General features: G+C 51.6%; 23 protein-coding genes. 10 read left to right on the forward strand and 13 right to left on the reverse strand.

Annotated features, from left to right (window positions below; translation table 11 throughout):
• Positions 1 to 218: 218 nt before the first annotated feature.
• The 7 genes from KIS29_08860 to KIS29_08890 form a co-directional block, all read right to left on the reverse strand.
• On the reverse strand, positions 219 to 881 hold the full coding sequence (locus KIS29_08860; GenBank protein MBX8640430.1) for a cyclase family protein: 663 nt from the start codon (positions 879 to 881) through the stop codon (positions 219 to 221).
• The gene (locus tag KIS29_08865) at positions 878 to 2,857 is read right to left on the reverse strand and encodes a glycoside hydrolase family 15 protein (GenBank protein ID MBX8640431.1); all 1,980 of its coding nucleotides are present in this window, start codon (positions 2,855 to 2,857) and stop codon (positions 878 to 880) included. The genes KIS29_08860 and KIS29_08865 overlap by 4 nt, the downstream gene beginning before the upstream one ends.
• On the reverse strand, positions 2,854 to 3,945 hold the full coding sequence (locus KIS29_08870) for a glucose 1-dehydrogenase (GenBank protein MBX8640432.1): 1,092 nt from the start codon (positions 3,943 to 3,945) through the stop codon (positions 2,854 to 2,856). The genes KIS29_08865 and KIS29_08870 overlap by 4 nt, the downstream gene beginning before the upstream one ends.
• Before the next feature lie 28 nt (positions 3,946 to 3,973).
• A complete protein-coding gene (locus tag KIS29_08875; protein ID MBX8640433.1) occupies positions 3,974 to 4,369 on the reverse strand; it encodes a hypothetical protein in 396 nt (131 codons plus the stop codon).
• Positions 4,335 to 4,718: a hypothetical protein gene (locus tag KIS29_08880; protein MBX8640434.1), complete on the reverse strand. Its 384-nt coding sequence runs from the start codon at positions 4,716 to 4,718 to the stop codon at positions 4,335 to 4,337. Before KIS29_08880 ends, KIS29_08875 begins: the two co-directional genes overlap by 35 nt.
• Positions 4,719 to 4,787: 69 nt before the next feature.
• On the reverse strand, positions 4,788 to 5,588 hold the full coding sequence (locus KIS29_08885) for an aldo/keto reductase (GenBank protein ID MBX8640435.1): 801 nt from the start codon (positions 5,586 to 5,588) through the stop codon (positions 4,788 to 4,790).
• A 492-nt stretch (positions 5,589 to 6,080) separates the two neighbouring features.
• On the reverse strand, positions 6,081 to 8,915 hold the full coding sequence (locus tag KIS29_08890) for a PKD domain-containing protein (GenBank protein MBX8640436.1): 2,835 nt from the start codon (positions 8,913 to 8,915) through the stop codon (positions 6,081 to 6,083).
• Between the two features lie 444 nt (positions 8,916 to 9,359).
• Between KIS29_08890 and ilvB the strand changes: the two genes are divergently transcribed.
• The 5 genes from ilvB to KIS29_08915 all read left to right on the forward strand — a co-directional run bounded on the left by ilvB (position 9,360) and on the right by KIS29_08915 (position 13,456).
• A complete protein-coding gene (gene ilvB / locus KIS29_08895) occupies positions 9,360 to 11,066 on the forward strand; it encodes a biosynthetic-type acetolactate synthase large subunit (protein MBX8640437.1) in 1,707 nt (568 codons plus the stop codon).
• A complete protein-coding gene (locus KIS29_08900; protein MBX8640438.1) occupies positions 11,035 to 11,331 on the forward strand; it encodes a hypothetical protein in 297 nt (98 codons plus the stop codon). The genes ilvB and KIS29_08900 overlap by 32 nt, the downstream gene beginning before the upstream one ends.
• Positions 11,332 to 11,336: 5 nt before the next feature.
• Complete coding sequence (gene ilvC, locus KIS29_08905; GenBank protein ID MBX8640439.1) at positions 11,337 to 12,335, forward strand: ketol-acid reductoisomerase; 999 nt, start codon at positions 11,337 to 11,339, stop codon at positions 12,333 to 12,335.
• Positions 12,336 to 12,425: 90 nt separating this feature from the next.
• Complete coding sequence (locus tag KIS29_08910) at positions 12,426 to 13,178, forward strand: SDR family oxidoreductase (GenBank protein ID MBX8640440.1); 753 nt, start codon at positions 12,426 to 12,428, stop codon at positions 13,176 to 13,178.
• An 83-nt stretch (positions 13,179 to 13,261) separates the two neighbouring features.
• Positions 13,262 to 13,456 carry a hypothetical protein gene (locus KIS29_08915; GenBank protein MBX8640441.1) on the forward strand — a complete coding sequence of 65 codons (195 nt, stop codon included), beginning with the start codon at positions 13,262 to 13,264 and terminating at the stop codon, positions 13,454 to 13,456.
• Between the two features lies 1 nt (position 13,457).
• On the opposite strand, the gene KIS29_08920 is transcribed toward KIS29_08915, so the two are convergent.
• The 4 genes from KIS29_08920 to KIS29_08935 all read right to left on the reverse strand — a co-directional run bounded on the left by KIS29_08920 (position 13,458) and on the right by KIS29_08935 (position 16,025).
• Positions 13,458 to 13,901 carry a PD-(D/E)XK nuclease family protein gene (locus tag KIS29_08920; GenBank protein MBX8640442.1) on the reverse strand — a complete coding sequence of 148 codons (444 nt, stop codon included), beginning with the start codon at positions 13,899 to 13,901 and terminating at the stop codon, positions 13,458 to 13,460.
• A gap of 11 nt (positions 13,902 to 13,912) precedes the next feature.
• On the reverse strand, positions 13,913 to 14,167 hold the full coding sequence (locus tag KIS29_08925; GenBank protein ID MBX8640443.1) for a hypothetical protein: 255 nt from the start codon (positions 14,165 to 14,167) through the stop codon (positions 13,913 to 13,915).
• A gap of 113 nt (positions 14,168 to 14,280) precedes the next feature.
• Positions 14,281 to 15,363, reverse strand: coding sequence for a hypothetical protein (locus tag KIS29_08930; protein MBX8640444.1), 1,083 nt, complete (start codon positions 15,361 to 15,363; stop codon positions 14,281 to 14,283).
• Between the two features lie 83 nt (positions 15,364 to 15,446).
• Complete coding sequence (locus KIS29_08935; protein ID MBX8640445.1) at positions 15,447 to 16,025, reverse strand: hypothetical protein; 579 nt, start codon at positions 16,023 to 16,025, stop codon at positions 15,447 to 15,449.
• Positions 16,026 to 16,371: 346 nt separating this feature from the next.
• Here KIS29_08935 and KIS29_08940 point away from each other — a divergent pair, with 346 nt between their 5' ends.
• Both KIS29_08940 and KIS29_08945 read left to right on the forward strand, forming a co-directional pair.
• Entirely contained in the window at positions 16,372 to 20,421 is a 4,050-nt protein-coding gene (locus KIS29_08940) for a DUF835 domain-containing protein (GenBank protein ID MBX8640446.1), read from the forward strand.
• Positions 20,422 to 20,516: 95 nt separating this feature from the next.
• Positions 20,517 to 20,759: a hypothetical protein gene (locus tag KIS29_08945; protein ID MBX8640447.1), complete on the forward strand. Its 243-nt coding sequence runs from the start codon at positions 20,517 to 20,519 to the stop codon at positions 20,757 to 20,759.
• Position 20,760: 1 nt separating this feature from the next.
• Here KIS29_08945 and KIS29_08950 read toward each other — a convergent pair whose 3' ends face one another.
• Both KIS29_08950 and KIS29_08955 read right to left on the reverse strand, forming a co-directional pair.
• Positions 20,761 to 21,231, reverse strand: coding sequence for a hypothetical protein (locus tag KIS29_08950; GenBank protein ID MBX8640448.1), 471 nt, complete (start codon positions 21,229 to 21,231; stop codon positions 20,761 to 20,763).
• Positions 21,228 to 21,857 carry a hypothetical protein gene (locus tag KIS29_08955; protein ID MBX8640449.1) on the reverse strand — a complete coding sequence of 210 codons (630 nt, stop codon included), beginning with the start codon at positions 21,855 to 21,857 and terminating at the stop codon, positions 21,228 to 21,230. Before KIS29_08955 ends, KIS29_08950 begins: the two co-directional genes overlap by 4 nt.
• A 259-nt stretch (positions 21,858 to 22,116) precedes the next feature.
• Between KIS29_08955 and KIS29_08960 the strand changes: the two genes are divergently transcribed.
• The 3 genes from KIS29_08960 to KIS29_08970 are packed head-to-tail and all read left to right on the forward strand — an operon-like array spanning position 22,117 to position 26,173.
• Entirely contained in the window at positions 22,117 to 22,560 is a 444-nt protein-coding gene (locus KIS29_08960) for an Lrp/AsnC family transcriptional regulator (protein ID MBX8640450.1), read from the forward strand.
• Between the two features lie 51 nt (positions 22,561 to 22,611).
• A complete protein-coding gene (locus tag KIS29_08965) occupies positions 22,612 to 25,122 on the forward strand; it encodes a hypothetical protein (GenBank protein MBX8640451.1) in 2,511 nt (836 codons plus the stop codon).
• A 1-nt stretch (position 25,123) separates the two neighbouring features.
• Positions 25,124 to 26,173: a glycosyltransferase gene (locus KIS29_08970; protein MBX8640452.1), complete on the forward strand. Its 1,050-nt coding sequence runs from the start codon at positions 25,124 to 25,126 to the stop codon at positions 26,171 to 26,173.
• Positions 26,174 to 26,213 lie beyond the last annotated feature (40 nt).

Genomic DNA, 26,213 nt, shown 5'->3' on the forward strand with positions numbered 1-26,213 from the left:
GTGGAGAAAATACAAACCGGTCCTGACGCACACACCCTTACCGTAGATCATCGTCGCGGAAATGTGCACGTCTTCTTGCCTGACGTTTACCTGGATTTAATACTGGCAGACAGGACCTGACGGCATAGAAGCACTGTTTTTCCGGGGATATTCAATAGGCTGACGGTATGTTGCCATGGTATTCCATTAATATTTTAAGCGAATCCCGACCGGCCCATTCAGCGAATATTTAACACGTTGGCGAGCGGCGGATCGAAAAGCACGGCGCGTGCAGGCGCTGCCTCCCGTCCTTCGAGCTTGACCGGCATTGCTGAAAGCGTGTATCTGCCCGGTTTCACACCTTTGAGTACCAGACCTTCGATTATGGGTATCCCCTCCCTGAGCAGGGTATGGTGAACCGGAGCCGCAGTGGAGCCGAATTTCTCCACCGACAGATAATCTATCCCGACCACAGGCACCCTCATTTCCACGAGTCTTTCCGCTGTCTCCGCCTCCAGATAGACGAAGTCTCTGGTAAATTTCCTGCCATAGAGAAGCGAATTGGATGTCTTGAAGAGGACTCCGTCGCCGTCCCGTATCGCCTTCCTCCTGAACACGTCAGGGCGGATTGTCCTTCCCCTCGTCTCCACCACCTGAACGTTGCAGAAGAAGTGTCGAGGCGAAACGAGATCGATTGTCGTGCCGCCATCGATGAAATGCAGTGGCGCGTCGATGTGGGTGCCCGTGTGAACGCCCTCATGGATTTCCGTCAGGTTCACGCCGTCCCCTGAGGCGAGGCTCATTGCCCATGTCATGGACAGCGGGGGATTTCCCTCATAGATCGGGATGCGTTCGCTGACAGCAGCGGAAATGTCGATGATCCTTGAGCTGATTTCATTCATTTTATCAATCCCAGTGTTTTCGATTTTTCTATATATCTGTCGACCGCATCAACAAATGCTGCGTGACTCCATGTCAGGGGGGAAACGGAAAGCGGAGAACCGGTGTGCGGATCTATCTGTTCCGCCATGATACCGCTTGGAGAGGCATGGTCCGCAGCCCACTTGATGAGTCCGAGCGCAATGGAAAGAGATGCGGCATCCTTTGCCACCGCAGTGTACCAGTCCGCAAGCCAGAGCGTGCAGATGAACCACGGATTGCCCTGGATGTCGTTGCCGGAAGCGGATCTCTGATAATAATCTCCCTCATATCTTGCAATTCCTCCGATATTGCCCCTGACCCACAGGCGTTCCTGTATCGCGTGCATGGTTCCGGCAACCATCGGATCATCCGCAGGGAGAACGCCGAAATAGAATATTCCGGAAAGGCTTGCGTCCACCGCACTGTCCCTGTAGAGCTTTCCGTCCTGCCCCATCAGGAGACCGCGTATGAATCTGTGATCGCTCCTGCTGTAGAGCTGCTCGATGATTGCAGCCTTCATCCTTTCGGCTGCGGCAGAATATCTCTTGGCTATGTTCATCTCGCCGAAGCTCTCGCTGAATTTTGCAGCCGCCATCAGGCCGGCATAATTGGCGGAACAGGTAAATGTGAAAACACCCCTCCTTTCCTCCCAGAGATCATAACTGTCCAGCGGAAGACCTGTATCCAGGTCCACGTAGGATGAGATGAAATCCGCCGAATTCTTTATCAGCGGCCTGTAAAGCGGTTTTATGAACTCCACATCGCCGCATTTCTCAAAATGATTCCACAGTGCATAGAGCACCAGGGAGGTTTCGTCTTCCTGAATCGGCAGGGACGGTTTCCCGTTCAGGACCCAGGGATGCCAGCTGCTTGCAAATGAGCCGTTGGGATTGTACTTCTGAAGGAAATAGCCTCTGTGACTGATACCCCTCATGCAGAATTCAAAAAAGCGGGAAGCCGGATAGCTGTAGCCTGCATTGTCGAGGGCCAGGCTTACGAGCGCGCCGTCCCGCGGCCAGACATAGCTGTATGTATCCCTGTTGAATCTCAGCAGATCAGTATCGTTTGCGGCAAGTATGCCGCCGTTCCGGTCCAGATTTGTGGCAATGGCAAGCAGACTCCTCCTGTACAGCCTCCTCATGTAGTCAGGGAGGCCCTCGAACTGCCTGTGCTGCTTGCTGCACCAGAGTTTCCAGTAGTTACCGGTTCGCTCTATGAACTTTTCGACGCCGCGGGATCTTACAAGATTCTGGAGCTTGTCAACGCTGTCGTAGTCTGTCCCGGCGAGCATGTAATAATACCCCTGCTTTGATGCACCCGCCTTTACCCTGAAAATAACGCCCAAAACGGAGTCGACTGAGCCCTGTGAGATGGTGTTTCCCGAAAGTATGCCGTCCTCTGCATCACGCCAGGTCCCCTCCTTGCCGGCCATTTCCTTCTGCCCGCACGCGAACATGTCGATACCGCCGTTTCCTTCAGCACCTGCGTCCATGAGGAAATAGCGCTGGTCCTTGTAATGTATTATAACGTTCAGCTGAGGATCGAAATATGCCGTGTCGCCGATATCGTTTCCGTACAGATGAAAATCGTGATGGAAAAACAGGCGGATTTCGGCATCTGTATCCGCCGTCCTCCTGACGTCGATCTTTCTCACCATCGCATCTATTACAAAATCAACGGCATCGTTGAAACGTATCTCAACACCAAGCCCCGGATTGCTGAGCAGCACGTCGGTCACCAGCTCGTCCTCGACGTACTGGAGGCTCTTGTTCCATCCGGGACCGTCGATCCAGCTGAACGATCCGTTGACCCAGACACCTATTCTGAATTTGTGCCCCACGCTGTGATTCTCATCGCCTATGAACGGGAAGTATATGTCCCGTATCAGATAATCACGATCAAACGCAATGAGCAGCTTCTCGTTTCCAATCGGTACATCCCTTGGCAGGCAGATCACTCTCCCTTCCAGTCTATTGCCACCTTGATAACTTCCCTGTCCCTTATCGAATATGCTTTCGAATAATCGGCAGGCGAAAACCTGTGTGAAAGTATCTTGTCCAGTATTCCGGGAAAACGCCTGTTGATTTCCACCATATCAAGAAGAGCTGTCCTGAAATAACTTATGTTTGCATTGACAATGCCGACAACAATGGCATTGTTGAGCACAATGGAGCGCATTATCTGGACAGCGGGCATCTGATAGTTCTGAGCTCCGCCGGGAATACCGGTAAGTGCCATAATCCCGTTCGGAGCGAGACCTGGAACGCTGTCGAGTCCGACTATAGCATCGCCCGTCGCCTCGATTATGAAATCGAACTTGCCGACGGATTTGGCAAGGTCTGCTATCGCGCCGGCACCCGAATTGAAATGCCGGACACCCGCGGAAATGAGCAGCTGTGCCCTTAATGTCGTGTCGTCATGCCTGTCTGCTGCCCATACCTCGAACCCCCTTATTCTCAGGGCGAGTGCGGCAAGCAGACCGACTGGGCCCGTTCCGAGAACAAGCGCCTTTCTGCAGGAAAAATCGCCTCCGCAGTCCCATTTGACTCTCTGCTGCAGGTTGAGTGACTGGATAATGGCCTTCTCCCCGATTGTCATCGGTTCGGTGAGCACCGCCGCGTCTCCTATCCCTGAGGGTACGGATGCAAGGTATTCCGGCACTTCGGCAACGAGTTCACAGTTGTATCCGTTGAGACCTTTTATTCCCCTCTCCTTGTATTTTCCGGTAAAACACATGTCCGACTGACCATGCAGACAGCTCCAGCACTCTCCGCATCCTCTTCTGACAGTCGGTATTACCATGTCACCCTTTCTGAAAGCGCTGTTGCCCGGCTCGACGACCCTGCACAGAGCTTCATGGCCGATTATCAGCATGTTCTGCCCCGGCGGCGCCTCGCCATAGAAGGCTGAAATGATCTCCCTGTCGGTTCCGCAAATGCCCACAAGCTCAGGCGCAAGCAGCAGTTCACTTCCGGACGCGCCAGGCTCAGGAGCTTCGGTCAGAAAAACGCCCGGAGTTCCGGGTTTCACGGCAATGGCTTTCATAATTATGAGCTTGAACACCACTGAATTATTAAATGCTCGTGTTTTTGAAAACGTAGCGATTGAGTATGGCATCGAGCGCTGCGTGCGTCTCGGCCGGATTCTCCGCAGATTTGAGTATATCCGTCCCGCAGACGTGAATCGCGAGCGAAGTGTTCTCGTTGAACAGGGAAAACGACTGGAAATGGATACTGGCCCTCTTCGACTCAATGTCCATCAGTTTATCTCCCAATTCCACGATTTTATGTTCAAGTTCTTTCAGTTCAATTTCAGCTGATTCATTTGTCCTCCGAAGGTTGTGGATGGCTCTGCTCATCTCTGAGGCGCCCGGCAGCAGTTCGGTTCCCTTCCTTTCGCCGGTAAACTGAAGGAGGATGGAGATTGCAACCCGCTCAGCGTATTTTTGACTGACGCACCGAATTGCCATCACCACCGTCTACCAGAGAGATAAGAAATCTGTTGTCCTGGAGATATGTTCCGTAATTGTTCAACTCTTTTTTGAAATTCACCTCTGCCGATTCGAGTCTGGAGGTTATTGATGACAGCCTGTTCACCGAATCTGAAAGCTTCGCCTCAATTCTGATGTGCTCCAGTTTAGCGCGTGCAAGCTGTATTGCAGCATCGAGAGCTTCAGGCTCGATTCTGCGCATTGCGTCCGTGGATAAAATGTTCAACCTCTCTGCATCGATGCCGGTTTCATGCAATATGGAGATGCTCAGGTCACGCATACGGCTGTCTCTGAGCCGCGCGAGAATCTTTTCAATGCTATGCATCATACTTGATCCGTGCCTGTTTTATAAATACAATTGCAGCCTGGTTTACGGTTGCAGGCACGGTATGAACAGTCAGCTGAAGAGACCGGCAAGGACAGCCATATCCGCGTTGCTGAATAGATTCCTGCCAAGTTCGGCATTCTGGAAGACATGTTCCGGGTTTGAAGCCCTCGGTATTGGAAATACATTTTCGCCCTTTGATATCAGGTAGTTGAGACCGACCTGCGCGATGGTCGCAAGACCGTATTTCTTTCTGATTGATTCGAGTGAGGAATGCGTCTCCCCGCCAGCCGGTTTTGCCAGTTTTCCGTGGGCGACTGGAAAATAGGCCATCAGCGCTATGCCGTTTTCAGTGCAGTGAGGAAGTATTTCATTCTCGACGTCCCTGTGCATCATGTTGTAGTGCATCTGGGTTGAAGCGAGCTGGTATTTTTTGAGTGCGCTCTCCGCTTCCCTCATTTTATCCAGCGAAAAATTGCTTATGCCGATGTATCTGATTTTCCCCTCGTCAACGAGTTTCTCCATCGCGCCCATTGTTTCAGAAAGCGGAATGCTCTGCCTGGGAAAGTGAATCTGGTAAAGGTCGATATAGTCCAGTTCGAGTCTCCTGAGACTCCTCTCGCAGGATCTGATTACCTTCCCGAACTTCAGATGTGTCGGGAAAACCTTGGTTGCAATGAAAAGTTTCTCCCGATCATAGCCTTTTACAGCCTCGGCCACAAGGGCTTCGCTTTTATAGAATTCTGCAGTATCAATAAGGTTTATCCCTGCATCGATGCCCGTGCGCAGGGCCCTGATAATCTCTGTTCGGCGCAACCTGAAGCCAAAAAGAGACGCAACTGTTATCCATCTGAAATCATAGTAAGTTCCCATTCCGACCGTTGAAACCTTTACGCCCGTTCTGCCAAAATACCTGTAAAGCACAGGCACGGAAACAGGCAAAAGCGGATAAATAGATAGCTGTACGGAGAGCGCCTGGAGAAAGCATTCGCCTGAAGGATATAAATGCCCTGAACTGAAGTGAATTTATTGCCTTCCGGATACGTAGTACACTGCCCAGGCAAACCACATGTTGAAGACTACGGCCCCAAGAATAACGACCGCTATTATTGCAATACCTGTGTCCATCCGACCCCCCGCTATCAATATTGACAATAATGCCATAACCCGATCCTGCTTAAATAACTACCCGTTAACCGCCGGGAACATCGCACAATGCCAGCCTGCGCAGGATTGAAGGCGCTGTCTCTGTCTCCCGGACGCCCTGACTGTATATATACGGACAGCAGCGTCGCCGGCACCGCCTTCCCGCTCTAGGGTATTCGGCGTGCTGTCTGCTGTCCGGCAAAGACCGTTGCGTGGAGTTTATGTCTTCTGCAATCCAAAGAAGACGACGTTCTCGAGGGTATCGCCAGGACTCAATGACCATGCAAGGGAGCTTGTGACTATCCACGATCTGTAATACAGTACGCCGAGAGGCTGGATGTTTCCGACCATCAGGTAAAGACTCGAGAATTCCAGGTCCGCCATCCAGTAGTAATAATCCCGAACTGAGGCGTTGAGTTCATTCAGGGCGAGATAGCTGTAATTCCAGACAGAGTGCAGAATGGACCACTGGTGCGGATTCGTTGACGAATTGAAACCGGTTCCCGGATAGACACCGAAGGGATACATGTCCAGCGCAAAAGGCGAAGCGAAAGTTGCAGCATAATCAGATGCGTCGGGATAATCTGCGTACCACGCATCCCATGCGATAGGAAGTATGTCGGTCCCGGAAGCAACAGATTCATATGTGAACAGGCTTGAAGAAGGCAGATCTTCGAGATATGGCTTGACGGTGCCGTTTGTTGCCTGCTCAATGGCAGGTATCCAGTAGCTCTCGATTATCTGATCCTCTACAGACTGCCCGGAAAGATCGAAGATGGGGAATGTCACGTTTCCTTTCCCCTGCGTCCTGTAGGGCGTGTTGTTCCAGTAGTGCTCGGCGAGCGTCATATTGTAATAGGGAACATACGGATCCGCTGAAACATTGGTTATATTGGATGGATACTCCGAAACACCTCTGGGAATGAAGCCGGTAAGATTTTCCGCGAAACTGATGCCGTAGGAAGTGTATTCCGAGATGAGCTGCGCCTGATTATATGCATAGGTGAATGCCTTCCTGACGCTCAGATTTCCGAAGAAGACGGAAACCGTTCCGATGCCGGGGACGCTGTATTCACTGGAGGCAGGGAAGCTTGCAGTGTAACCTGCTGCTGTCAGCCCGGTCACGTTTATCTGCAGATTGTAATTGTAGAAGTTGGTTGCGACCTGCGGCTCGCTGATTGATTTCACAAGTCCTTTCTGTATCAGGTTCACCACTGTTCCGGTGGATGTCGAGGGGAAGGCACCCTCAGCAAAGTCTGCGGCACCGTTGATGAACTGGAGCTGGGCAACCGACTCCGAGGAGTAGTAGTAGATGGTGACAGAAGGTGGAATCTGCGAAGCAGGCGGGTAGCCGGGGGTCGATGTATAATACGGGTTGGGTACGAACTGGATGAGCTGACCGGGATTGACCAGTGACACCATGTATGGTCCGGTGCCCATTGCGCCGAACTGAATCGCCTGATTCCACTGTGGCGGATTGCCGAACGCCTGGTAGTTGTAATAGTCCTGAGTGGTATTGCCCGGTATGCCTGCACCATGCTGTGCGGCCCACGAGGCATCCATTATGCTTGCCTCCGTCCCCGTGAGCAGCTGGAGGAAATAAACCGAAGCCCCATAGGAGGTGTAGGTTGTTGCCGCATAGCCCTCAGAAAAGGCAGTTGAGGAGGATGTATTGACGCCCGTAAGGAAGTACGCGGCGTTTGTCCCGTTCACAGGAGAAATTCCATAGAGCGAACCGTTGGTCGTTGGCAGCAGGTGAAATTCGATGGAGGTCGAATTATATGTTATTGCCTTGTCTATCCAGAACGGTGTCAGATTGTACGGGCCGTAAACACTGGCTCCGGGTATCAGGGCATGTGCCAGGAGCCAGCCGGGATCTCCCGGGTCGTTGGTAAAGAGCAGTGTCCTCATAAATGAGAACCATACATCGTACACCGTAAGCGGGTTTCCATCTGAAAATTTTATATTCTGCCTGATGTTGAACGTGTAGTTGACATAACTCAGGCCGCTCCTGTTCTGAATGCTGAGCAGCCCATTGGAAACAGACGGAACCTGTGCTGCAAGAACAGGTATGAAGGAGGCCGGGTTGTTACCCGGAGCAAACTGGACAAGGTTCTGGTATATCTCGAAAACAACCTCTCCGCTTATTGTATCATATGCAAGGGCAGGATCCATGGTCCTGAATCCTCCCGGTATGTATGCCGCATCCACTATGCCCTTTCTGCTGGAAGTTGCAAGAGGAGGTATCGCGAATTTTCCAACCGCGACAGTCTGGATATAGGACCATGTCAGGGAGGAGGTAGAACTGTTGGTTGTCGCGTTCATGAGCACATACGTAATGCCTGCAGTTTTGTAGGTTACATTAAGGTAATCGGTGCCTATGGAGACATCCGATGAATTCCAGGAGAAACTGTGTCCCGCAGATGAAAAGGAAATGCCCTGCAGATTCCATCCCGAAGCTGTGGGATAATTGCCGAAGCTGGCGGGCAGAAGCGATGTAACATTTACAAATCCGCCGACACCTATAATCGAAGGCTCACCGGACGATACACTCGTATTTGACGCGGAACTTGCAGAGACCGCTATAGATGCGGGATAAAGCTGACTGATGTCTGAGGCGGAGGTGAGAGGGGAGACAACTACCGGCAGAAGGCTCGCGGCATTATCTGCGCTTGTTCCGCTGGTTCCATTAACCCGAACGTAGACAAGGTAGTTACCCGGATACGGATAAATGTACTGTACGGTGCTGCCGCTTCCGCCTGTGAATTTTTCCGATATACCATTACCGAAATTCCACACAGTGGAAGTTATTTTCACACCTGAAACCTTGGCACCAAGATAGAAAGTGACAGCAGTTCCCTGAGTGACGATTGAAAAGCTGCTTGAAGGCGTAATAGAAAGCGATGTTTTTTTGTGGTTTACAAGGACTATGTAGGCCGACACACCGGCAACCAGCAGTATGACCACTACTGCAACCGCAATCAGCGCTCCCTTTCTTCCCTTATTCAATCTGGGATTCAATGCGGAAGCTGACGGGCTTTCTCCCCCTGGCACAGGTTTTCCGGCGGCTGCCATCAAAAAAACAGATGCCAGCCGATAACGCGTGCGATTCATCATTTGGAACAAACCTGGATGTGTCTTACCATATTTAAAAGCTATGCTAATTATTGTCTGGGAGACGCTCAACAGCAGTTTCATGGCAGTCCATAGCACTCGACCCAGAACTTCGCGAATTTCAGTGATTGCACGCCTTCAGCCACGGGCCGACACGTCACGGACTAACGATGTATGGTTCCGTCAAACGTCGTATTAATTTAAATTTCAGGACCCTGCTAATTCGTCACAAGGTATTTATACAAAGCGTTCTCTGCGACGGAAAGATGAAAGTCAGAAGTGCCGCGTGTGAAACAGCTGTCCCTATTTCTGCAGCATTGTTGCACTTCATTATTGCCTGAACCTGAACCTTCTGCCGGTTTAGCGTTTCAGGGAGTTGGTAGTATGAAAGGAGCAAAAGTTCTAGTAAACACAATGTCGGAACACGGCGTTAAGACGATATTCGGCATACCGGGAGGTGCAAACCTTCCCATCTACGATGAGCTGATGGGCAGCACGATCAGGAGCATACTCACGAGACATGAGGGAGGTGCAGCGCATATGGCAGACGGCTATGCAAGGATAAGCGGCAAACCAGGAGTCTGTCTCGGTACATCCGGTCCGGGCGCCACGAACATGATAACAGGCGTAGCAACGGCGTTTCTCGACTCCTCACCGATGGTCTGCCTTACGGGTCAGGTTTCGACGAGAATGATGGGCAACGATGCGTTCCAGGAATCTGACACATTCGACATGATGATACCGGTTACAAAGAGCAACTTCAAGATACGCAGGCCGGAGGATATACCCTACATGATCAGCAGGGCATTCGAGGTCGCTGTAAACGGAAGATTCGGACCAGTGGCCGTTGACCTTCCGACAGACACCGTTGCCAATGAAATGGCCGGCGACCCCTATATGGCCCCTGTCTCTTTCCCGGCAAAGTCGGATCTGGCCAACCTGGGGACTGCGGTTGCCATGCTCAACGGAGCCGAAAGGCCCGCGATACTTGTCGGCGGCGGTGCCAAATGGTCAGGGTGCGGCAAATCCATAAGCATGCTTGCCGAACTCATCGGTGCCCCGGTCATAACAACGGTAATGGGAAAGGGAGCGGTAGATGAGAGTCACCCCCTCTCGATGGGTACAGCCGGAATGCACGGAAGGCGATCGTCCGCTGCTGTTCTTGAAGAAGCTGACGTTGTTCTCGCAATAGCCACCAGATTCAGCGACAGGACAACTGGCAGAAGTTCGGAGTTTCTTCCGAAGGCAGGAATAATCCATGTTGACATCGACACTGCCGAAATCGGGAAGAACGTGACAAACATCGTTGGACTGGCAGGCAACTGCGACGAAATAGTGGAGATACTGATAAGGACTGTAGACAGAAGGGCAGCATCGAGAGCACTGTGGATCAGGAGGGTTGCGGCAATGAAGTCGTTCTGCCAGTGCGACTTCAATTACGGTGACACACCTCTCAAGCCGCAGAAAATACTGCATGAGCTGAACAGACTCCTTCCCGAAGATGCCATACTCACCACGGACGTGGGCCAGCACCAGATGTTTGCGGCACACTTTTTCGAGGCAAGGAACGGCAGAAGGTTCGTCACTTCCGGCGGCCTCGGCACCATGGGGTTTGGTCTGCCGGCCGCCATCGGCGCAAAGGCGGCGGAGCCCGAAACAAAGACTGTCTGCCTGACCGGTGACGGCGGTTTCCAGATGACCTTCGGAGAATTTTCAACTGCGGTGGAAAATAACCTGCCTGTATTCGTCATCATCATGAACAACAACAGCCTCGGGATGATAAGGCAGTTCCAGAAACAGTTCTACAGCAATCATATTTTCTGCGCAGACTACAGGATAAGCCCGGATTTTGTGAAATTTGCAGAGGCGATGGGCGGAGAGGGAGTCGTTGTGGAGAGACCGGGCGAAGTCCGGGAAGCCATAATGCGCGGACTTGACAGCGACATACCGTTCGTTGCAGACATGAGGATAGACATCAACGAGGACTGCCTGCCGATGACCCCTCCATGGGCAGGCAAGGGAGGAACGATTTACGGAAGATGTAAATGGAAGGATATAAATGACGGCGAAATTGAAAATTTCGGCAGATGATCGGGACGGAGTGCTTCAGCGGATCATAATCGAGTTCAGCAGAAGGAATATAACCATCGACAGGCTGACTTTCGTACGGCACAGTGACATGGATACCATTGAAGTGCATACGGGAAGGGAGACGGACGCCGCACGGATAGCAAAGTCTGTGGGCAGAATAGACGGTGTAAGAGATATCAGGCTGACTGCTGACGGCGGTGACCGGCAGGATGAATACTCCGGCGGAAAGGAAAGGAAGTTAAATCCGCAGGAAATGCTCGGGTGAATAATATGGTCAATGCTTTCTATGACAGGGACGCAGACCTGGGTCTGCTCAATGGAAAGAAGGTTGCGGTTATCGGCTACGGCATCCAGGGAAGGGCACAGGCGCTGAACCTGAGGGACTCAGGTGTTGAAGTGGTCGTGGGACTGAAGAAAAACGGCGAGAGCTGGAAAACAGCCGAAAAAGACGGTTTCAGACCGCTTGAGGTGCGTGAGGCGGTGAAACGGGCCGACATAATAATGCTGCTGATACCGGACGAAGTGCAGGCCGATGTCTACATGAACGACATTGCCATGAATCTGAGCAGGGGAAAGGTACTGGAATTCGCACACGGTTTCAGCATACATTTCCACAGAATTGAACCGCCGGGAGGCGTAGATGTCATCATGGTTGCGCCCAAAGGCCCAGGAGCGATGGTGAGAAACACATTCCTTGAGGGTTTTGGCACACCATCGCTGGTCGCGGTGGAAAGGGACTTTTCCGGAAATGCTCTGGGCATTGCGCTTGCGATTGCGAAGGGGATAGGGGCCACGAGAGCCGGCGTCATAAAGACAACTTTCAGGGAGGAAACAGAGACGGACAACTTCGGTGAACAGGTTGTTCTCTGCGGAGGTGTCGCAGAGCTAATCGGAAAGGCATTCAAGCTGCTTGTTTCTGAAGGGTATCAGCCGGAAGTGGCTTATTTCGAGGTGCTGCATGAGCTGAAACTCATTGTTGATCTCATTCAGAAAGGGGGCATCGAAAACATGTGGGACAACGTGAGCAATACTGCCGAATACGGCGGCAGGACGAGAGGCCCGAAGGTAATAGACGAGCACTCAGTGCAGAGCATGAAGGAAATTCTCAACGACATAAGAAACGGATCATTCGCAGAGGAATGGATGAAGGAGTACTACAGCGAGATGCCGACCCTCAGAAAGCTGAGGGAGGATGCAAAAAAGGAGCAGATAGAGAGCGTCGGCAGCGAGTTGAGAAGCCTGTTCGTGAAGAAGGAACAGCAGGGCTGAAGGCTGTCCGGGACCCGTTCTGTTTGAACCCGGCCGGACAGCGGCATACCGGAATAAGGCAGGAGGGAACGCCGAACGTCGAATGGAAGGTTGAAGGAGCGGAGGGTTCTCGTCACAGGCGGAAGCGGAACAATCGGGAAGGCAATCGTAAGGGCGCTTGCTGCGGAAGGAGCTTTTGTTGCAATGGCTTCACGGGCGGGACAGAGGCTCAGAGATGCAAACCAGGAACTCAGGAAGGAGGGACTGGATGTCTTTGCCGTTGTTCTCGATGTCGAGTCTGCGGAGTCGGTGGGGGAGACGGTACACCTGCTGGACTCACACTGGGGAGGCATCGATGCAATGTTCAACTGCGCAGGGATGGGAATGACGGAGTTCAATCCCCGGATTTCCAAAAATGCGCTGCCGTTCTATGCGTACGGGCCGGAAACACTCAGAAAGGCAATGGACGTGAATTACTTCGGCTATCTGTCTCTGATGCGGGCGTTCATCCCCTTCTTCCTGGAGCAGCGCAGCGGTATGATTGTGAACGTCAGCATGGACGCTGAAATACTGGCGGTGAGGGGTTTCGGCCCGGTCTCTCCGACGAGGGCTGCGACGAACACGCTTACTGATATCGCGTCGATGGAACTGCAGGGCACCGGCGTGTCTGTAAATCTTCTCACGCCCGGCGGATTTATCAGGGGAGGAATGATCCCCTCGGACGCGCAGGAGGAGGATTTCGGGAAGTTTCTGCCCCCGGAGATAATGGCTGAGCCGGCGATATTCCTTGCGTCCGCCGAAGCCGCGGGACTCAGCGGCGCACACATAGTCGCTTCACGGTTCAAACGCGACGATTACGACTGAATGCCGGCGATACCGCATTACTGAAAAAAGGGTCTTCCTGTCTTTCCGGTTCGGCGGCAATGAAAGCATTTATACCAGAGCAATTGTCTGAATACCATCGGATTGCAAAGGGAACCGGTGAAATAATGTCGGATAAAAAGGCTGTCACACTCTACAAATGCTGGTTCTGCGGAAGGGAGTACAGGACCGAGGAGGAAGCGGACAGATGCCACAACGCAGGCTACTATCCCATTTTCAGGGACGGAACAAAGAGGAAGAGATCACCCTTCGGTAACTGATTCACCTCCTGCAGTATACGGAAAATTCGCAATTTCTGCACTTCCCGAGATCTTCAGTCATTTCGAACGGGCCCGCCCGCATTCTTGCCATAATTTCCATGAGGTATGTTTTTGCTTCCGGATTCCACCGAACGAAAAATTCACCGTCGGGGTACACAAGCCTCCCTCCGTCCGTATTCCCCAGATTCTCCTCCACAAGCAGGCAGTATGCGAGGAGCTGGGCCACATCCCATTCACGGGCTGCGCCGCCGCTCCTGTAGCTCTTATACTCAATAGGCGCATATCTCAGTCCTTTCTTCAGAATCAGGTCAGGCTTGCCGCTAAGGCCGTACCGTCTGGAGACCAGGACAATCCCCTGCCGGCTCATATCCGATGATTTTATCCGCTCTGTTTTCAGAAATATGAAGAGAGCTGAAGCAAGGAATCCGGCAGCTACAGCCGCCACCAGCAGAATCTTCAGAGAAACCAGATTATCGCCACCATAACAGCGGCAATCAGGCCCAGAATGATTAGAACACGTCCCCCGGAATACTGCCGCCTGACGCTGAATTCCGTTTCGCTGTGGTAGGTGAGGCCAGCGTCTTTCCTGAGGCTGACGTATTCTGGTTCCGTGTAATCCGGCGGGGGCGAAACCGTATAGTAATATTTCATCTCGCAGTATACATAGGTGGCTATAGCAGAAGCGGTCAGCCGACCGCTGTGTCCTTGCATCCCGTCATCCCATCATCAGTTTCCGGATTCGCTCGCAGTGCTCATTACAGTTCCGGTGACAGAATTTCAGCAGGAATTGATATTTAAACGATTCAGGAGGATGACCGCAACGGTCAGGAGGTTCCTCCTTTCCTGGTTCTTTCTTTGAACACTATCCCCTTCCTGCTCAGCAGGAACAGCACTTTCCTGAATGTTCCATCATCGAATCCGGCGTATTCCGGAGGAAAAACGCCTGAACCGATGATATCCCCATCCATTATCAGACGGACGAACGCTGCAGCCGAATATCCGGTCATTCTTGCCATGGATGTGATGCCTGATGCGCGATCGTAGCTGTCGACCGAAACGAATTCCACCGAACGCCCGGCTTTCCTGCCGCGGATCATCGTGAGGCACCTGTCCGCCGAACCGCTGCCGATGGCCGAAAACAGTTTTTCCGAAATGCTTCTCGGAGTACAGCCTCCAATTTTCCTGTCGGAAAGAAATCCGAGTTCGCGAATAGCCTTCATCAAAGCAAGGTGGCCGGGATATCTGAGAGTAATTTCCAGCATGTTCCTCACCCTGACGGTGCTAAGCAGTGTCCTGAGTCCGTCAGAATAGAATCCTTCAAACCTTCCCGCTCCGGGAAAATCAACTGTCCTGAACTCACCGAGCGGATCAACAGAAACCTGCCTGCCGTTCCTGACGATCCTGGCTGGCCTCAGATACTCGTCTATCCACCCCTCGACATTGAATGTGACAGTGTGATGCAGCGGTGATGTGTCTCTCTCTGCAAGACCTGCGACATAGATCTCAATTGTGTCCGGCTTCATTGTACTGAACAGGTGCCCGGCAAACACATTGGACAGACCTGGAGCATAGCCGGCATCGGGAACATATAACGCACCGCCGTCTGCTGCTGATTTGTCGAGGAGCATGGGATCCTCCGGCATAAAGCCCGTGTCAACTACACTCCTGCCCCTCCTGAGCAGTTTCCGCACCACATTAAAGGAAATGCTGCCCGGAAGGGAGGTGACGATCACTTCGGCTTTTCTTATCAAATCAGGCCGATCAAATATGTCTCCGTGAAATTTGGTAACGCCCTTCAGCCCTTTCATGGATGAAAGTGAAATATCGCTGACCGTGACCTCTGTGTCTGCGGAAAGATCTGCGGCAATGGCCCTTCCCACCGTCCCAGCTCCGATTACCAGTATCATCGCTGCCCGAACCGCGAAGAAGGATAACAAACTTTCCCGAAGAGATTGCAGCCATCTCGGGGAGGGTGGTGCCCCCTATCATGTCATTTCTGCCGGCCACTCTTCACATATATTACGAGGTTTGAGGAAGTATAAGGGTTTTTTATCCTCCGCAGCCCCATGCGCCTTACAAGCGTAGACCAGATGTATGCTGTTACCTCCAGTCCTGACTGCCTGGAGAGGTATTTCTTATCCCTCTGCGTCATCAGATAACCGAAACGCTCCAGCCTTTTGCAGGCAATCGTATGCAGTCTCTGCCAATCATCTGCGCCGAGCAGAGTTCCTGCGGGAGGGCTGAAACCGTCATCTGTGAACGCCCGGATCCTTTTACCGTGCGCAGGAGTTCCGGTGCCGTATGTTCCGTAAGCTGCCGATTCGGCAGGCTGAACAGATTCAATGGAAAGAAGAACCTCCCTGCAGAATGTGTTTACCTCCCGTGCAAAGTCAATCACGGGGGAAGCGTTACCTTCAGTTCCCCTCAGGTAGACGGAATATAGCAAATCCGCCTCCCTTTCCATTTCGTTCTCATAGTAGCTGTCCGCCGATTCGGCAGCCCTCGGTACATCTGGCTGCAGCTCCGCAGCAATGCAGTGTCCCTGGTCTGCAACCATAGCGTCTGACATTAGTCAGACAACACCTTCTGATTATTTATAACATATGCATTCACGCCTGTTCGGCCGAAAATCGGGCCGGATGCATTCCTCTCAATGCGAGTCGCAGGACACAGCAGGGAGGAACGGCGGATGTGTGCTCCCGCTCCAAAACGCCTGTGCCGATTCAATAATTGGAAGAGATGTTTTACATATCGCCGCCGTTATCAGACGCCAGTTAGCGGGTATACGGGCATTGGAGGCCCGCATGTATGAATATCAAATTCGACAACTGGACAATTTTTGTTTAAATATAGTTCCAGCCTCTCCATCATCTGCGTCCAGCATACTTCCAGCAAGTCTGGTTCCGAGTGAATAAATGTCAGAAGAGGATGCCGTCACCGGCAAGTTAGTCGACAAACCCAGGTCTCCCTCAGGAAACAAAAGCAGGAAGCCTGCAGAAAACAGCGCACTTGAAGATATAATTTCCAGCGCCGTAGACACGCTGTCTGAATCCGGGAGCTGGAAATCAATGCTTTCCTCCTTCAGCAGGAACCTGGCAAGAAGCAGAACAGAAATGTTTGCCGTCTTCGTTGTAATAGGCCGCGACCTGAAATTCAAATGGACAACATACAACGAAATACTCGGGAATCCTGAAGAGCTCAGCTACGAGGATCTGCTGCCGCTGAACGCAGATTTCGGGGAAGCGGCAAAGACGATAAGCGTACCGGGCAACAACATAAAGCTCCTCAGTGAGATTTCCGCGATTACAAACATAGACGACTTCACACTTTACAGAGGCGGCGAGCACCGCAGCCCCTCGCTTTACATGTATGTGGGCTCAAGGAGGAAGCTTGACGGCACTGAGAATTTAGCCCTTTCCATGACAGCAAAGGCATTCGACTCGATAGTGACAAGGGAATTCAGATCTTCGGAACACCTGTACAGGTCATCCAGGCTTGCTGCGGCAATCGAAATAATGATTCAACTTCAGGAAGGTGAAATAACAGGCAGCACGCTCAACAAAGTCTCTGACATATTGCAGAAGAGGCTGCCCGTCGATTTCGCTGCAATAATGATTGAGGATGAAGACAGCCACAACATTGAGATGACAGGAATAAGCGAGGCTTTAACCTCCCTGTACGACACGCCACAGAGCCTGAAGACAAACAATCTCCCGGCTCTCGTCGGATCAAGTAAAGATTCTGTGATACTGACGGAATTTGAAGGTGCAAACTACAGGCCGCTTGGTATTGGAAGCAGATGGGCCTGTGTGATCCCCCTTGCCATCAGTTCCAGAAGAGGGGGATTCCTCATACTTGAAAGCAGGACGGCGGCACCGTTCGACGAATCTGAACTGGATGACATAGAAGTCGTTTCCAGGGCAGTTGCGGACAGAATTTCATCAAAGCTCATGGTTGCCGGGAAGGACAGAAAAATTGGCGTCAGAAACATGCTTCTTGAAGAGCTGCTCCTGCTACAGCGGGAAAATGATCCTTCGAAAATTGCCGATGATGCCCTCACATTCATTGATTCCGTAATCCGCTCCAACATATCCGTCTTTTACGTTCTGAATGAAAGCAGATCCATGCTTATACCGATTCAGTCGCATGGCATATTTGCCGAAGAGATGCTCTCATTCTCCGTCAGAATCGGGGAGGGAATTGTCGGCAGGGCGATGACAAGGGACAAACCTGAACTCGTTCATGAGGCACATACCGATGCGAGATCCGTAAATATCCCGGGAACGCCCAACGAGCCGGAATCGATCCTTACAATACCCATCAGAAGCATCAGGGAGGACATAGGCGTAATAGCACTTCACCGCATAGGCCGAAAGTCTTTTTCAGGCGAGGAAATCGAGCTGGCGGAAATCACTGCGCGGCATTTTTCCACAGTGATGGAGAGGGCATACTCGACAGCAGAGCTGAAGAAGAGGATAGCGGAAAGGGAAATGGAGAATCATCTCAGGGCACAGGTTGCCGAGTGCACTTCGTTATGCGCCGAGATTGATGATGCCGAGCAGATCTGCCCAATTATGCTTCAAAAGGCAATGGAATTCTGTAACAGCGACAACGGTCTCCTGTTCGTCAGGAAAAAAGGGGAAGGGACACTGGCAAAACTTGCGGGAAAGGGCATAACAGGCGATACTGCGCTGCCGGAACTGAACGCGGGTGAATTCGATTCACTTTTGAAAAATGCGGTTCGCCTTTCCTCCGGCGCATTGACTGTGGAGAACATGGGCGACATTTCCACACTTACCGAATTTGTATGCCCGGGGACCCGGGAAAAGGCCGTTTCACGTCTCTTCGAACGCGCCCTCATCAGTGAGTCGCGGGAATTTGGCGGCTCATCGGCAGTATTCATATGTTTTGACTACAGATCGAATATAAGGACGGAAAATTTCAGAAACGCCGTAATGCAGGAACTGCTTAATTTTCTCTCTGTTCAGCTGGTTAAACTGAACTCAAGGAGGAGCGGCATCGTAGAACTTGAACAGTTGAAAAAGATATCCGGATTCAAGGACATTGCAAATGACGAGGCAGACATAAATTCGCTGCATAAGAAGACAACCGAGTATCTGGAAAGCGCTCTCAACGCCGTGTTTGTCGCGGCATACAGAATCGACTACGAAGGGGAACGCCTTGTTCTGCTGCACTCATCCTCGCATTCATATTTCCCTCCGAAGGAGCTGCTGTTAAAGTTCGTGGCAGGTTTCCTGGAAAAGCTCAATCGCTCATCGACGGTTGCGACAATAGATCTGAAGGACGACGCAGACAGCTATCCTGAGCTGTTCAGGAACAGGATGGCCATCTCCAGGCTCAATTCCACGGAAGGCGCCGACATACTTTTCCTGGCAGGTTTCAGCGATTACCGGGCGATGGCAGAGCAGCTTACCGTCTTTTCGGAATCTGTCAGATATCTTGAAAACAGAATAAGACAGCTGGAGGCCTCCTTCAGGGAAAGGCAGAGGTCAGGCATACTGAATCTCATCGGCGAGATAGGACGAAAGATTTCGTCCGAAAGGGATTTCAGGAGGATGCTCGATGCTCTTGCCTCGGCCGCAGGCCACATCATAGGCGCCGAATATGCGCTCACGGGAGTGGTTTCCGGCTCATTCGTCGAATGGAACGGTTATTTCGAAACAATGATTCCGGAATCGATAGACAAGCTTGCACTGAAGTCCGCAGAACGCGGGGAAGCCATAGTAGTCAACAACTTTGAAAAGTCGCAGATTGAACTGGACAGCACCTCGGCGGAGACAGTCAAGGACATGGTAATCTATCCTGTCTTCAGAAGAAGCGAAAGCGAAACACCCATACTCCTGCTCCTCCTGAACAAGTTTGACAGGAAGGGTTTTGCGGAGAATGATATCTGGATAATCGAAAGACTCGCCGCGGATGTTGTGAATTCCGTCAAAAACATAGAAACTCTGAGAAGAGAGACGCAGCTCAAGAGAAAAGCAGAGACGCTGAGCAATGAGCTTGCGGAAATACTCGACGAAATGGAATTTCCAATTCTGAGAGTGGGCACTTCCGGCAGCATAGAATTCGCGAATGAGTATGCCAGGAAGCTTTTCCTGCCGGATATTCAGGGCGAGGGACAGAAGATCACGTCCCTCCTCGATGAGAAGGATTCACTGCAGATCGTGGAACTCACAGACAACCTGAGGAAATCCGAACGGTTCGATTCTTCCTATTCGCTGCTGACGCATAACGGCCTCAGAAGAATGAATGTTTCCGGCATACCCATACAGGGGAAGGGAAAGAAAAAGGGCACCATACTGCTGATCAGGGGGGAGGAGGCGCTGATTGCTCCAGGCAATGACGGCAGTGATGAAAATTACCAGTCCGCCAGGCATTCCGAAATTGAGGGCATACGCTACACGATGAAGCGCGGCTACAGCTACATGGTGAATGAGCAGAGGCCGCTCCTGGCATATATGGCGCTGAATGATCTTTCCAGGGCCGGATTCGACATTCTTGCGATAACAAGGCAGCATCCGACAAAGATCAGGGAGAAATTCGGCTTAATCGGCGCGGAAATCAGGTGGCTGACACAGGTCGTGGGCAGCAACAATCTCGATCCCTCCAAGATATCCATGATTACAAGCGCCATTCTGAACTTTATCGACAGGCACAGGAATTCAGCAATTCTGATTGACGGCCTGGAATATCTCCTCCCAAATAACAGCGTCGTCAAGGTTGTCGGTATGCTTGAGAGCGTCATGCAGAGGACAGTGGACAGGGGTGCAGTTATAATCGCATCTGCCGACAGGCTTACCTTTGACCAGAAGGATCTTGCCATGATAGAGAAGATGTTTGAGGAACTTGATCTCAGGGAGATGAAAAGGCGTTACCTCAACACGGAGATAGAAAAATTCGATACGAATAAAATTGAACCGGCAGGAGACGATGCAAATGATTAAAAACAGAATAGAAATAGGGGTCTTGCTCCCATTCTGCCCGGCAAGCTTACGCTGACAGGATTGAAGCCTGATTTCGGGGAAAAAGGTGTTCAGCAATGTCTGATTCGGATATGGTAAATGTTCAATGCGAAACCTGCGGTGTCTACATAAGCCTCGACGGATTGAGTGTAAAGATAAAGAAATCGCTCCGGAAGCCGGTGGAATGCCCGATATGCCGGAATTCGAGGATTGCCAGGGAAATTGAAGCTGAGGAGGCAGGCTTTGCCGGGGAGGCCGACGAGGACATCGCGCCGAGGCCAAGGGAGTTTAAAAAGGCGGCAAACCAGACCGTGTTCTGATCTAATCCCGGGGGATGAAGTGCCTCCTGCCTTCGAAATACTCGGCGACCGCAGGCAGGATGTTCATCAGCGCTATTATTGCCAGTATCCTGGTCACCGGATAGATGTTCGCCGTCAGCCAGAAGGAGCCCGGAAAAGCAATCGTGAACGCTCTGCCCAGGACTTCGACGAGATAGAACGCTATGGCAATCAGCGAGAGAATCCTCAGGCAGAGGCCCGGGAGCCTTTCATTTCCCAGAAGCTGTGCGCCGAAGTTGAGAGCTATGAAAACAGAGCCGATGAAAAGGGCCGTACTGGCCATGCCCGCGGATGCGCCCAGACTGACTCCCGGATAAGCAGCGGCAAGATGCAGATATATTTCCGGCACTACTATCAGAAAGAAAAGCGCTTCCGCCACTGAAAGGACAGCCTTTACGAAGTGCAGCTGCCTGTGGAACTGTTCAGTCCTTCCGGCACCGTATGAGTTGCTCAATACCGCAGCCTCCAGCCGTATACGGGCGGCATGATGGCTGGTACGCCGCCGTAATTTGCAGCGAAAACCGCACCGTGCTTCTGCTGAACGCAATTATCAAAGCTGATCGCATATGCAAGACCCTGCTGACCGAGCATCGCCGATGTGGAGAGAGGCATGCTGTGGTTCAGCCTGAAATTGAAGAACCGGAATGCGTACGAAGCGCTGACCGAAATGTAGAGCGTCAGGTTGATCGCCGAATATGCGGATTCTGCGAGAAACCATCCTGGAAGCGAGGCGTAATAAACAGGCACAGAAACGTTGTATGAAACATTGCCGCCAGGCGGAATGTCGGGCAGCGCCTTTGAATAACCGTAGACACTCGTCCCGTTTGATGATATTGCTATATTGAGCGAGTACAGGATGCCGTTGAGGGAGTACAGTGCCCTGTTGTCCACGATGAAAGAACTGTTGATATAGAAGGCAGAAGGACTTCTGGAAGTCTGCGGGGCTGAATAAGTTTCCACTGAAATACCATGTCCGGCAACAAACGGAAGCACCGCCGATGCAATGAAAACAAGAAGCGCGAGCGATACAGCCAGGATGAGTCTCCTGAGCGTCCTTGAAAGCTGAAAATGCAAATTCAAACCAGCAGACCAGCCCTGTGAATTAATGACTGCCTGCATCCGGATAAATAACATGAGATGCCGGTTTCACACCTTGATAAGCTTGCGTGCGGCGCAGCATTGCGCAAGGACAGGGTCCATGATCACTTCGTCCCCGCGGCACGGCGGTCCGCGGCCCAACAGTGCCTGCACAGGAACGTGACTGACCTGCCGGCTATTAAAGCGCAGCCAGGCCTTGTCAGAATGAATTATATACAGAATTGATGTATGCGCTTCCTGAATGACAGGAATAGAAGGAAAGGAGCTGCAGAAAAAGGTTGTAATCAGGGTAATCGATGATATCGACAGCCAGATCCTTTCCCTGCTGCGCGAAAATGCAAGAATGAAAAATGTTGAAATCGCAAGGCATGTGAACCTTACCGAAGGCGGTGTAAGGGCGCGCATAGCCAAGATGGTCAACGATCACATTATAGAGAGGTTCACAATAGTCACAAGGAGCAATCAGATTTCCGGCCTTGTGCTGATCAAGACACAGCTGGATCAGACGAAGATTGTAATAAAGAGGCTGAAGGAAATCTCATCATCCGTGTATGAGACAAGCGGCGAATTTGATGTTGCCTCGGAAATGAGTGCAGACACTGTCGAACAGCTGAACCAGAAAGTCGACGAAATAAGATCTTTTCCCGGCGTACTCGAAACAATGACACTGATCAAAATGAGCTGAAAGTCCTCCGTGCCTTGAAACATTTAAAATGGAACCGGACATAGCATATCTGTGACTTTTCAGCCAGAGAATGAGGACAAAACTGTTGTCGGGAGACCCGGCCTCGCCGCGAATCTGATGAAAAGGCTTGTCTATGCCGCCCTGTCCGTATTCTTCATTTCATCCGCGACAACGCTGTGGTCAAGCACGGGCTATCTGAACATCGGTGTGCTTCTGGCAGTCTGGTCCCTTCTCATCATTTCCGGCGTGCTGCTTGTTCTAGCGGCGCTGGTCAGGCCCCCAACTCAGGGCAGGAGAAGGAAGACATTCTTCGGCAGGACCGGCCTCCTTAAAAAGACGCTGAACAAATCCGCATGGGTTCTGCTGGCAGTTTTCTTTATCTCGTTTGCCGCAGGTCTGTGGTCAGCACCCGTCAGATCCGGTCTGGAAACAGCCGTTGCCGTCTGGTCCCTTCTCATCATTTCCGGCGTGCTGCTCGTTCTTGCAGCATTTACAGACACAGACAGCAGGAAGATGGAAAATGCCTATCTGGTCATTCTGCTTTCCGGCATGACAGCGCTTTTTGCCGGAATAGTCGCTACCGCACCGCTGTTCGGAACGGATGAAATTGCGATTGAAACATATGCTGCACACCTCACCCTGAACGGCATAGATCCGTATGTCGTGGCAAACATGGTCGGCGTATTCCAGCTCTACCATGTATCTTTCTATTATCTGACACCACTGCTGACGGGCGGCTTTGTTCACAGCCTCAACTATCCCGGACTCTCGGTCCTGCTCATGTTGCCCGGCGCGCTTGGATGGGTACACAGCAACTATGTTCTCGTGTTTTTCAACCTTGCTTCCTATCCACTGCTCTTCTTTTACTACAGACGGTCTGATTTTACAATTATTTTTCCGTATGCTGTTTTTGTCCTTTTCCTTAATTTCAACTGGATATACTATACAGCCGGCGGACTCACGGAGATCATCTGGCTGTTCTTTCTTTCAGCCTCATACGTATCAAGAAACAGGCCATGGCTGAGCGGCCTCCTCTACGGGCTGAGTCTTTCCAGCAAGCAGACTGCGGCGGCGATTCTTCCATTCTATCTGTATTTCATCTACATGGAGAACAGCAGAAGCACGAAGCTTACGGGTGAATTTGTTCTGGCCGGAACGCTGTCGTTTCTGCTCACCAATCTGCCTTTCATTTTAATGAACCCGCACTCCTGGTTTTTCAGCGTTGCCGGAGTAGCAAGCCAGCCCATAATCGGTATAGGACTTGGTCCCTCGATAATATCGTTCGCCGGCTTTGTTCCGATGTCAAAACTTGTGTTCTATGCCGTTCCGGTAATAATCATCGCAGGGCTGTTCGCACTTTACGTCACATACTACGGCGAACTGCGCTATGCATTCTTTGCGTTTCCGGTCATAGCTTTCGTTTTCTACTACAGGCTCCTGCTCAACTACCTTGTCTACTGGCCATTTCTCATACTTCTTGTTTTCCCTGATGTGATGCAGGCTGTTTACGGTATGAAGCCGGTGCCCCGGGACTGGAGGGGAGCCGGACGGAAAGTTGCAGCAGCGGCAGCAAATCTGAGGAAACGGAAGGCGGGCGCGGCGGCAGTACTGCTGATGATTCTCGGAAGCAGCATTGTCGCCGGCTACGGTTACGCTGCCGCACTGCATAACCCCCTTGAGATCACAGGAATAGAATCATTCGGAGACCCGTTTGATATACCTTACAGCATTACATCGATGAACATTACAATGCGTTATCTGCCGGCCGCAGGAATGCCGCAGAGTATACCGGTATTTTTCAGGGTTCTGATCAACGGTCCCCTCGTGAGCGCTAACGGTATGCTCTGGAGTGCCCGGTCGCCGCACGTGGGCAGGGGAAACACAACGCTGCAGATATTCCCTGACACGGTAATCGACTACGTCCCTGTGAATACGGGATTCAGGCTCATCGCATACTACGGCAGCTTCCAGGCATCCTATTATTCTGCCGGAAGCAAAAATATCTCAGTGGTGCCGATGGAGAATCCGCTCATGCAGAGGGCTACATTCTTCAGCTCGATGTTGCCGGCAGGCTGGGAATTCGAGCGGAACGCAGGGACCAGTGCGTCATACGTATATACACCGGGCAGGATCACTCTCACGCTTGGCATGGCAGCGAACAGGCATATACCCGCAGAGGCCGCAATAGCGAACGACAGAATCAATCTGAGCTCGCTTGCTTCATCTGATTACATACTGTCGTACTCCCTTTCCGTGAATGACGGCGGCAGCACAAACACAGGAAGTGCTGTTTACGGAGCACTGTTTGCCTTCGGCAACAATACCGAGCACATACTCGTTGAATACAACAGCTCCGTTTACTTCTCATATTCCAGCCCGGGACCGGATTCGATAATCATACGCACCAACCAGACCGCCATCTACTTCAGCCAGATTGCAAGCCTCGCGGAATTTGAGCACTGGCCGATGCATGGCGTAAGATTTATGTACCTAGTATGTACGCTCTCTTCAGACGTACCGGTTTCGGCAACATTCTACAATTTCAGTATCAGGAGTGGTTAACATGACAGAGTTGACGGTTGTCCTTCCCACATTCAATGAGGCGGAAAACCTGCCGCTGGTAATAGAGAGGATAGAGAGGCTGAACCTTGACTGTGATATTATAGTTGTGGATGACAACAGCGGCGATGGAACAGCAGATGCAGTCAGGCGCATGATGGCGCGTTATGGCAACCTCAGGCTGATTGAACGGCCGTCAAAATCAGGAATTGACACAGCGGTCAGGGATGCGGCGCTTGTCGCCGGAGGAAAGTACATAGCAGTAATGGACAGCGACCTGCAGCACCCGCCTGAGCTTCTTCCGCAGCTGCTGCACGAAGCCAGAGGGGGGAAGGAGCTTGTAATAGCCTCCAGATATGCGGAGAACTCAAAAACAGACATGGGCTTCCTTCGGGGACTCGTTTCGAAATGCGCCACAGCGCTTGCACATTTCTTCGTGCCGAGAACGAGAAACATCACGGACCCCCTTTCCGGCTACTTCATATTTGAAAAGGGTTCTGTGGATACGGGCACCATTGGAGTTAACAACTACAAGGTGCTTCTCGAAATACTCGCAAGGAACCAGGTCGAGGCATCCGAAATACCGTTTGATTTCGGCGAACGGCATTCAGGCAGGAGTAAACTCGGATTCACGGAGATGCTGCGGTTTATTGCTCTCCTCTTCAGGTATTCGGACTACAGAACGGTCAAGTTCGTAATCGTCGGTGCAATCGGCATAGGCATCAACGAAAGCCTGCTTTTTCTCTTTGAACCGCATGCCCCGCTGCTGCTGGCATCGGCGGTTGCGGTGGAGGCTTCAATCGTCTCCAATTTCATAATGAACAATTACTGGACTTTCAGAAAAAAGATGAGATGCGGCTTCCTGAGAGGACTTTTAAGATACAATTTCGTAACAACTGCAGGTGCACTGCTGAACATAGCGATACTGGGAATGCTTGTTTTCGTCCATTTCGAATATCTTGCAGCCAACTTTGTGGGAACAATATTCGGCTTCGCAGCAAATTACATCGGAAGCGAAGGTTTCGTATGGCGCCTCAGGGTGCCGATTCAGTGAGCGGAACGCCCTGATCTTTTGTGCGTCCAGTTGACCCCCC

This window comes from Candidatus Sysuiplasma jiujiangense (genome assembly GCA_019721075.1).
Taxonomy (GTDB): Archaea; Thermoplasmatota; Thermoplasmata; order Sysuiplasmatales; family Sysuiplasmataceae; genus Sysuiplasma; species Sysuiplasma jiujiangense.

Coding starts and splice junctions, on each gene's coding strand:
- KIS29_08870 (MBX8640432.1), bottom strand. CDS start 3,945: ATGAAAGCCATTGCCGTGAAACCCGGAACTCCGGGCGTTTTTCTGACC.
- KIS29_08875 (MBX8640433.1), bottom strand. CDS start 4,369: ATGGCAATTCGGTGCGTCAGTCAAAAATACGCTGAGCGGGTTGCAATC.
- KIS29_08970 (MBX8640452.1), top strand. CDS start 25,124: ATGACAGAGTTGACGGTTGTCCTTCCCACATTCAATGAGGCGGAAAAC.
- KIS29_08880 (MBX8640434.1), bottom strand. CDS start 4,718: ATGATGCATAGCATTGAAAAGATTCTCGCGCGGCTCAGAGACAGCCGT.
- KIS29_08860 (MBX8640430.1), bottom strand. CDS start 881: ATGAATGAAATCAGCTCAAGGATCATCGACATTTCCGCTGCTGTCAGC.
- ilvC (MBX8640439.1), top strand. CDS start 11,337: ATGGTCAATGCTTTCTATGACAGGGACGCAGACCTGGGTCTGCTCAAT.
- KIS29_08925 (MBX8640443.1), bottom strand. CDS start 14,167: ATGCAAGGACACAGCGGTCGGCTGACCGCTTCTGCTATAGCCACCTAT.
- ilvB (MBX8640437.1), top strand. CDS start 9,360: ATGAAAGGAGCAAAAGTTCTAGTAAACACAATGTCGGAACACGGCGTT.
- KIS29_08885 (MBX8640435.1), bottom strand. CDS start 5,588: ATGGGAACTTACTATGATTTCAGATGGATAACAGTTGCGTCTCTTTTT.
- KIS29_08900 (MBX8640438.1), top strand. CDS start 11,035: ATGACGGCGAAATTGAAAATTTCGGCAGATGATCGGGACGGAGTGCTT.
- KIS29_08935 (MBX8640445.1), bottom strand. CDS start 16,025: ATGTCAGACGCTATGGTTGCAGACCAGGGACACTGCATTGCTGCGGAG.
- KIS29_08960 (MBX8640450.1), top strand. CDS start 22,117: ATGACAGGAATAGAAGGAAAGGAGCTGCAGAAAAAGGTTGTAATCAGG.
- KIS29_08940 (MBX8640446.1), top strand. CDS start 16,372: ATGTCAGAAGAGGATGCCGTCACCGGCAAGTTAGTCGACAAACCCAGG.
- KIS29_08945 (MBX8640447.1), top strand. CDS start 20,517: ATGTCTGATTCGGATATGGTAAATGTTCAATGCGAAACCTGCGGTGTC.
- KIS29_08930 (MBX8640444.1), bottom strand. CDS start 15,363: ATGATACTGGTAATCGGAGCTGGGACGGTGGGAAGGGCCATTGCCGCA.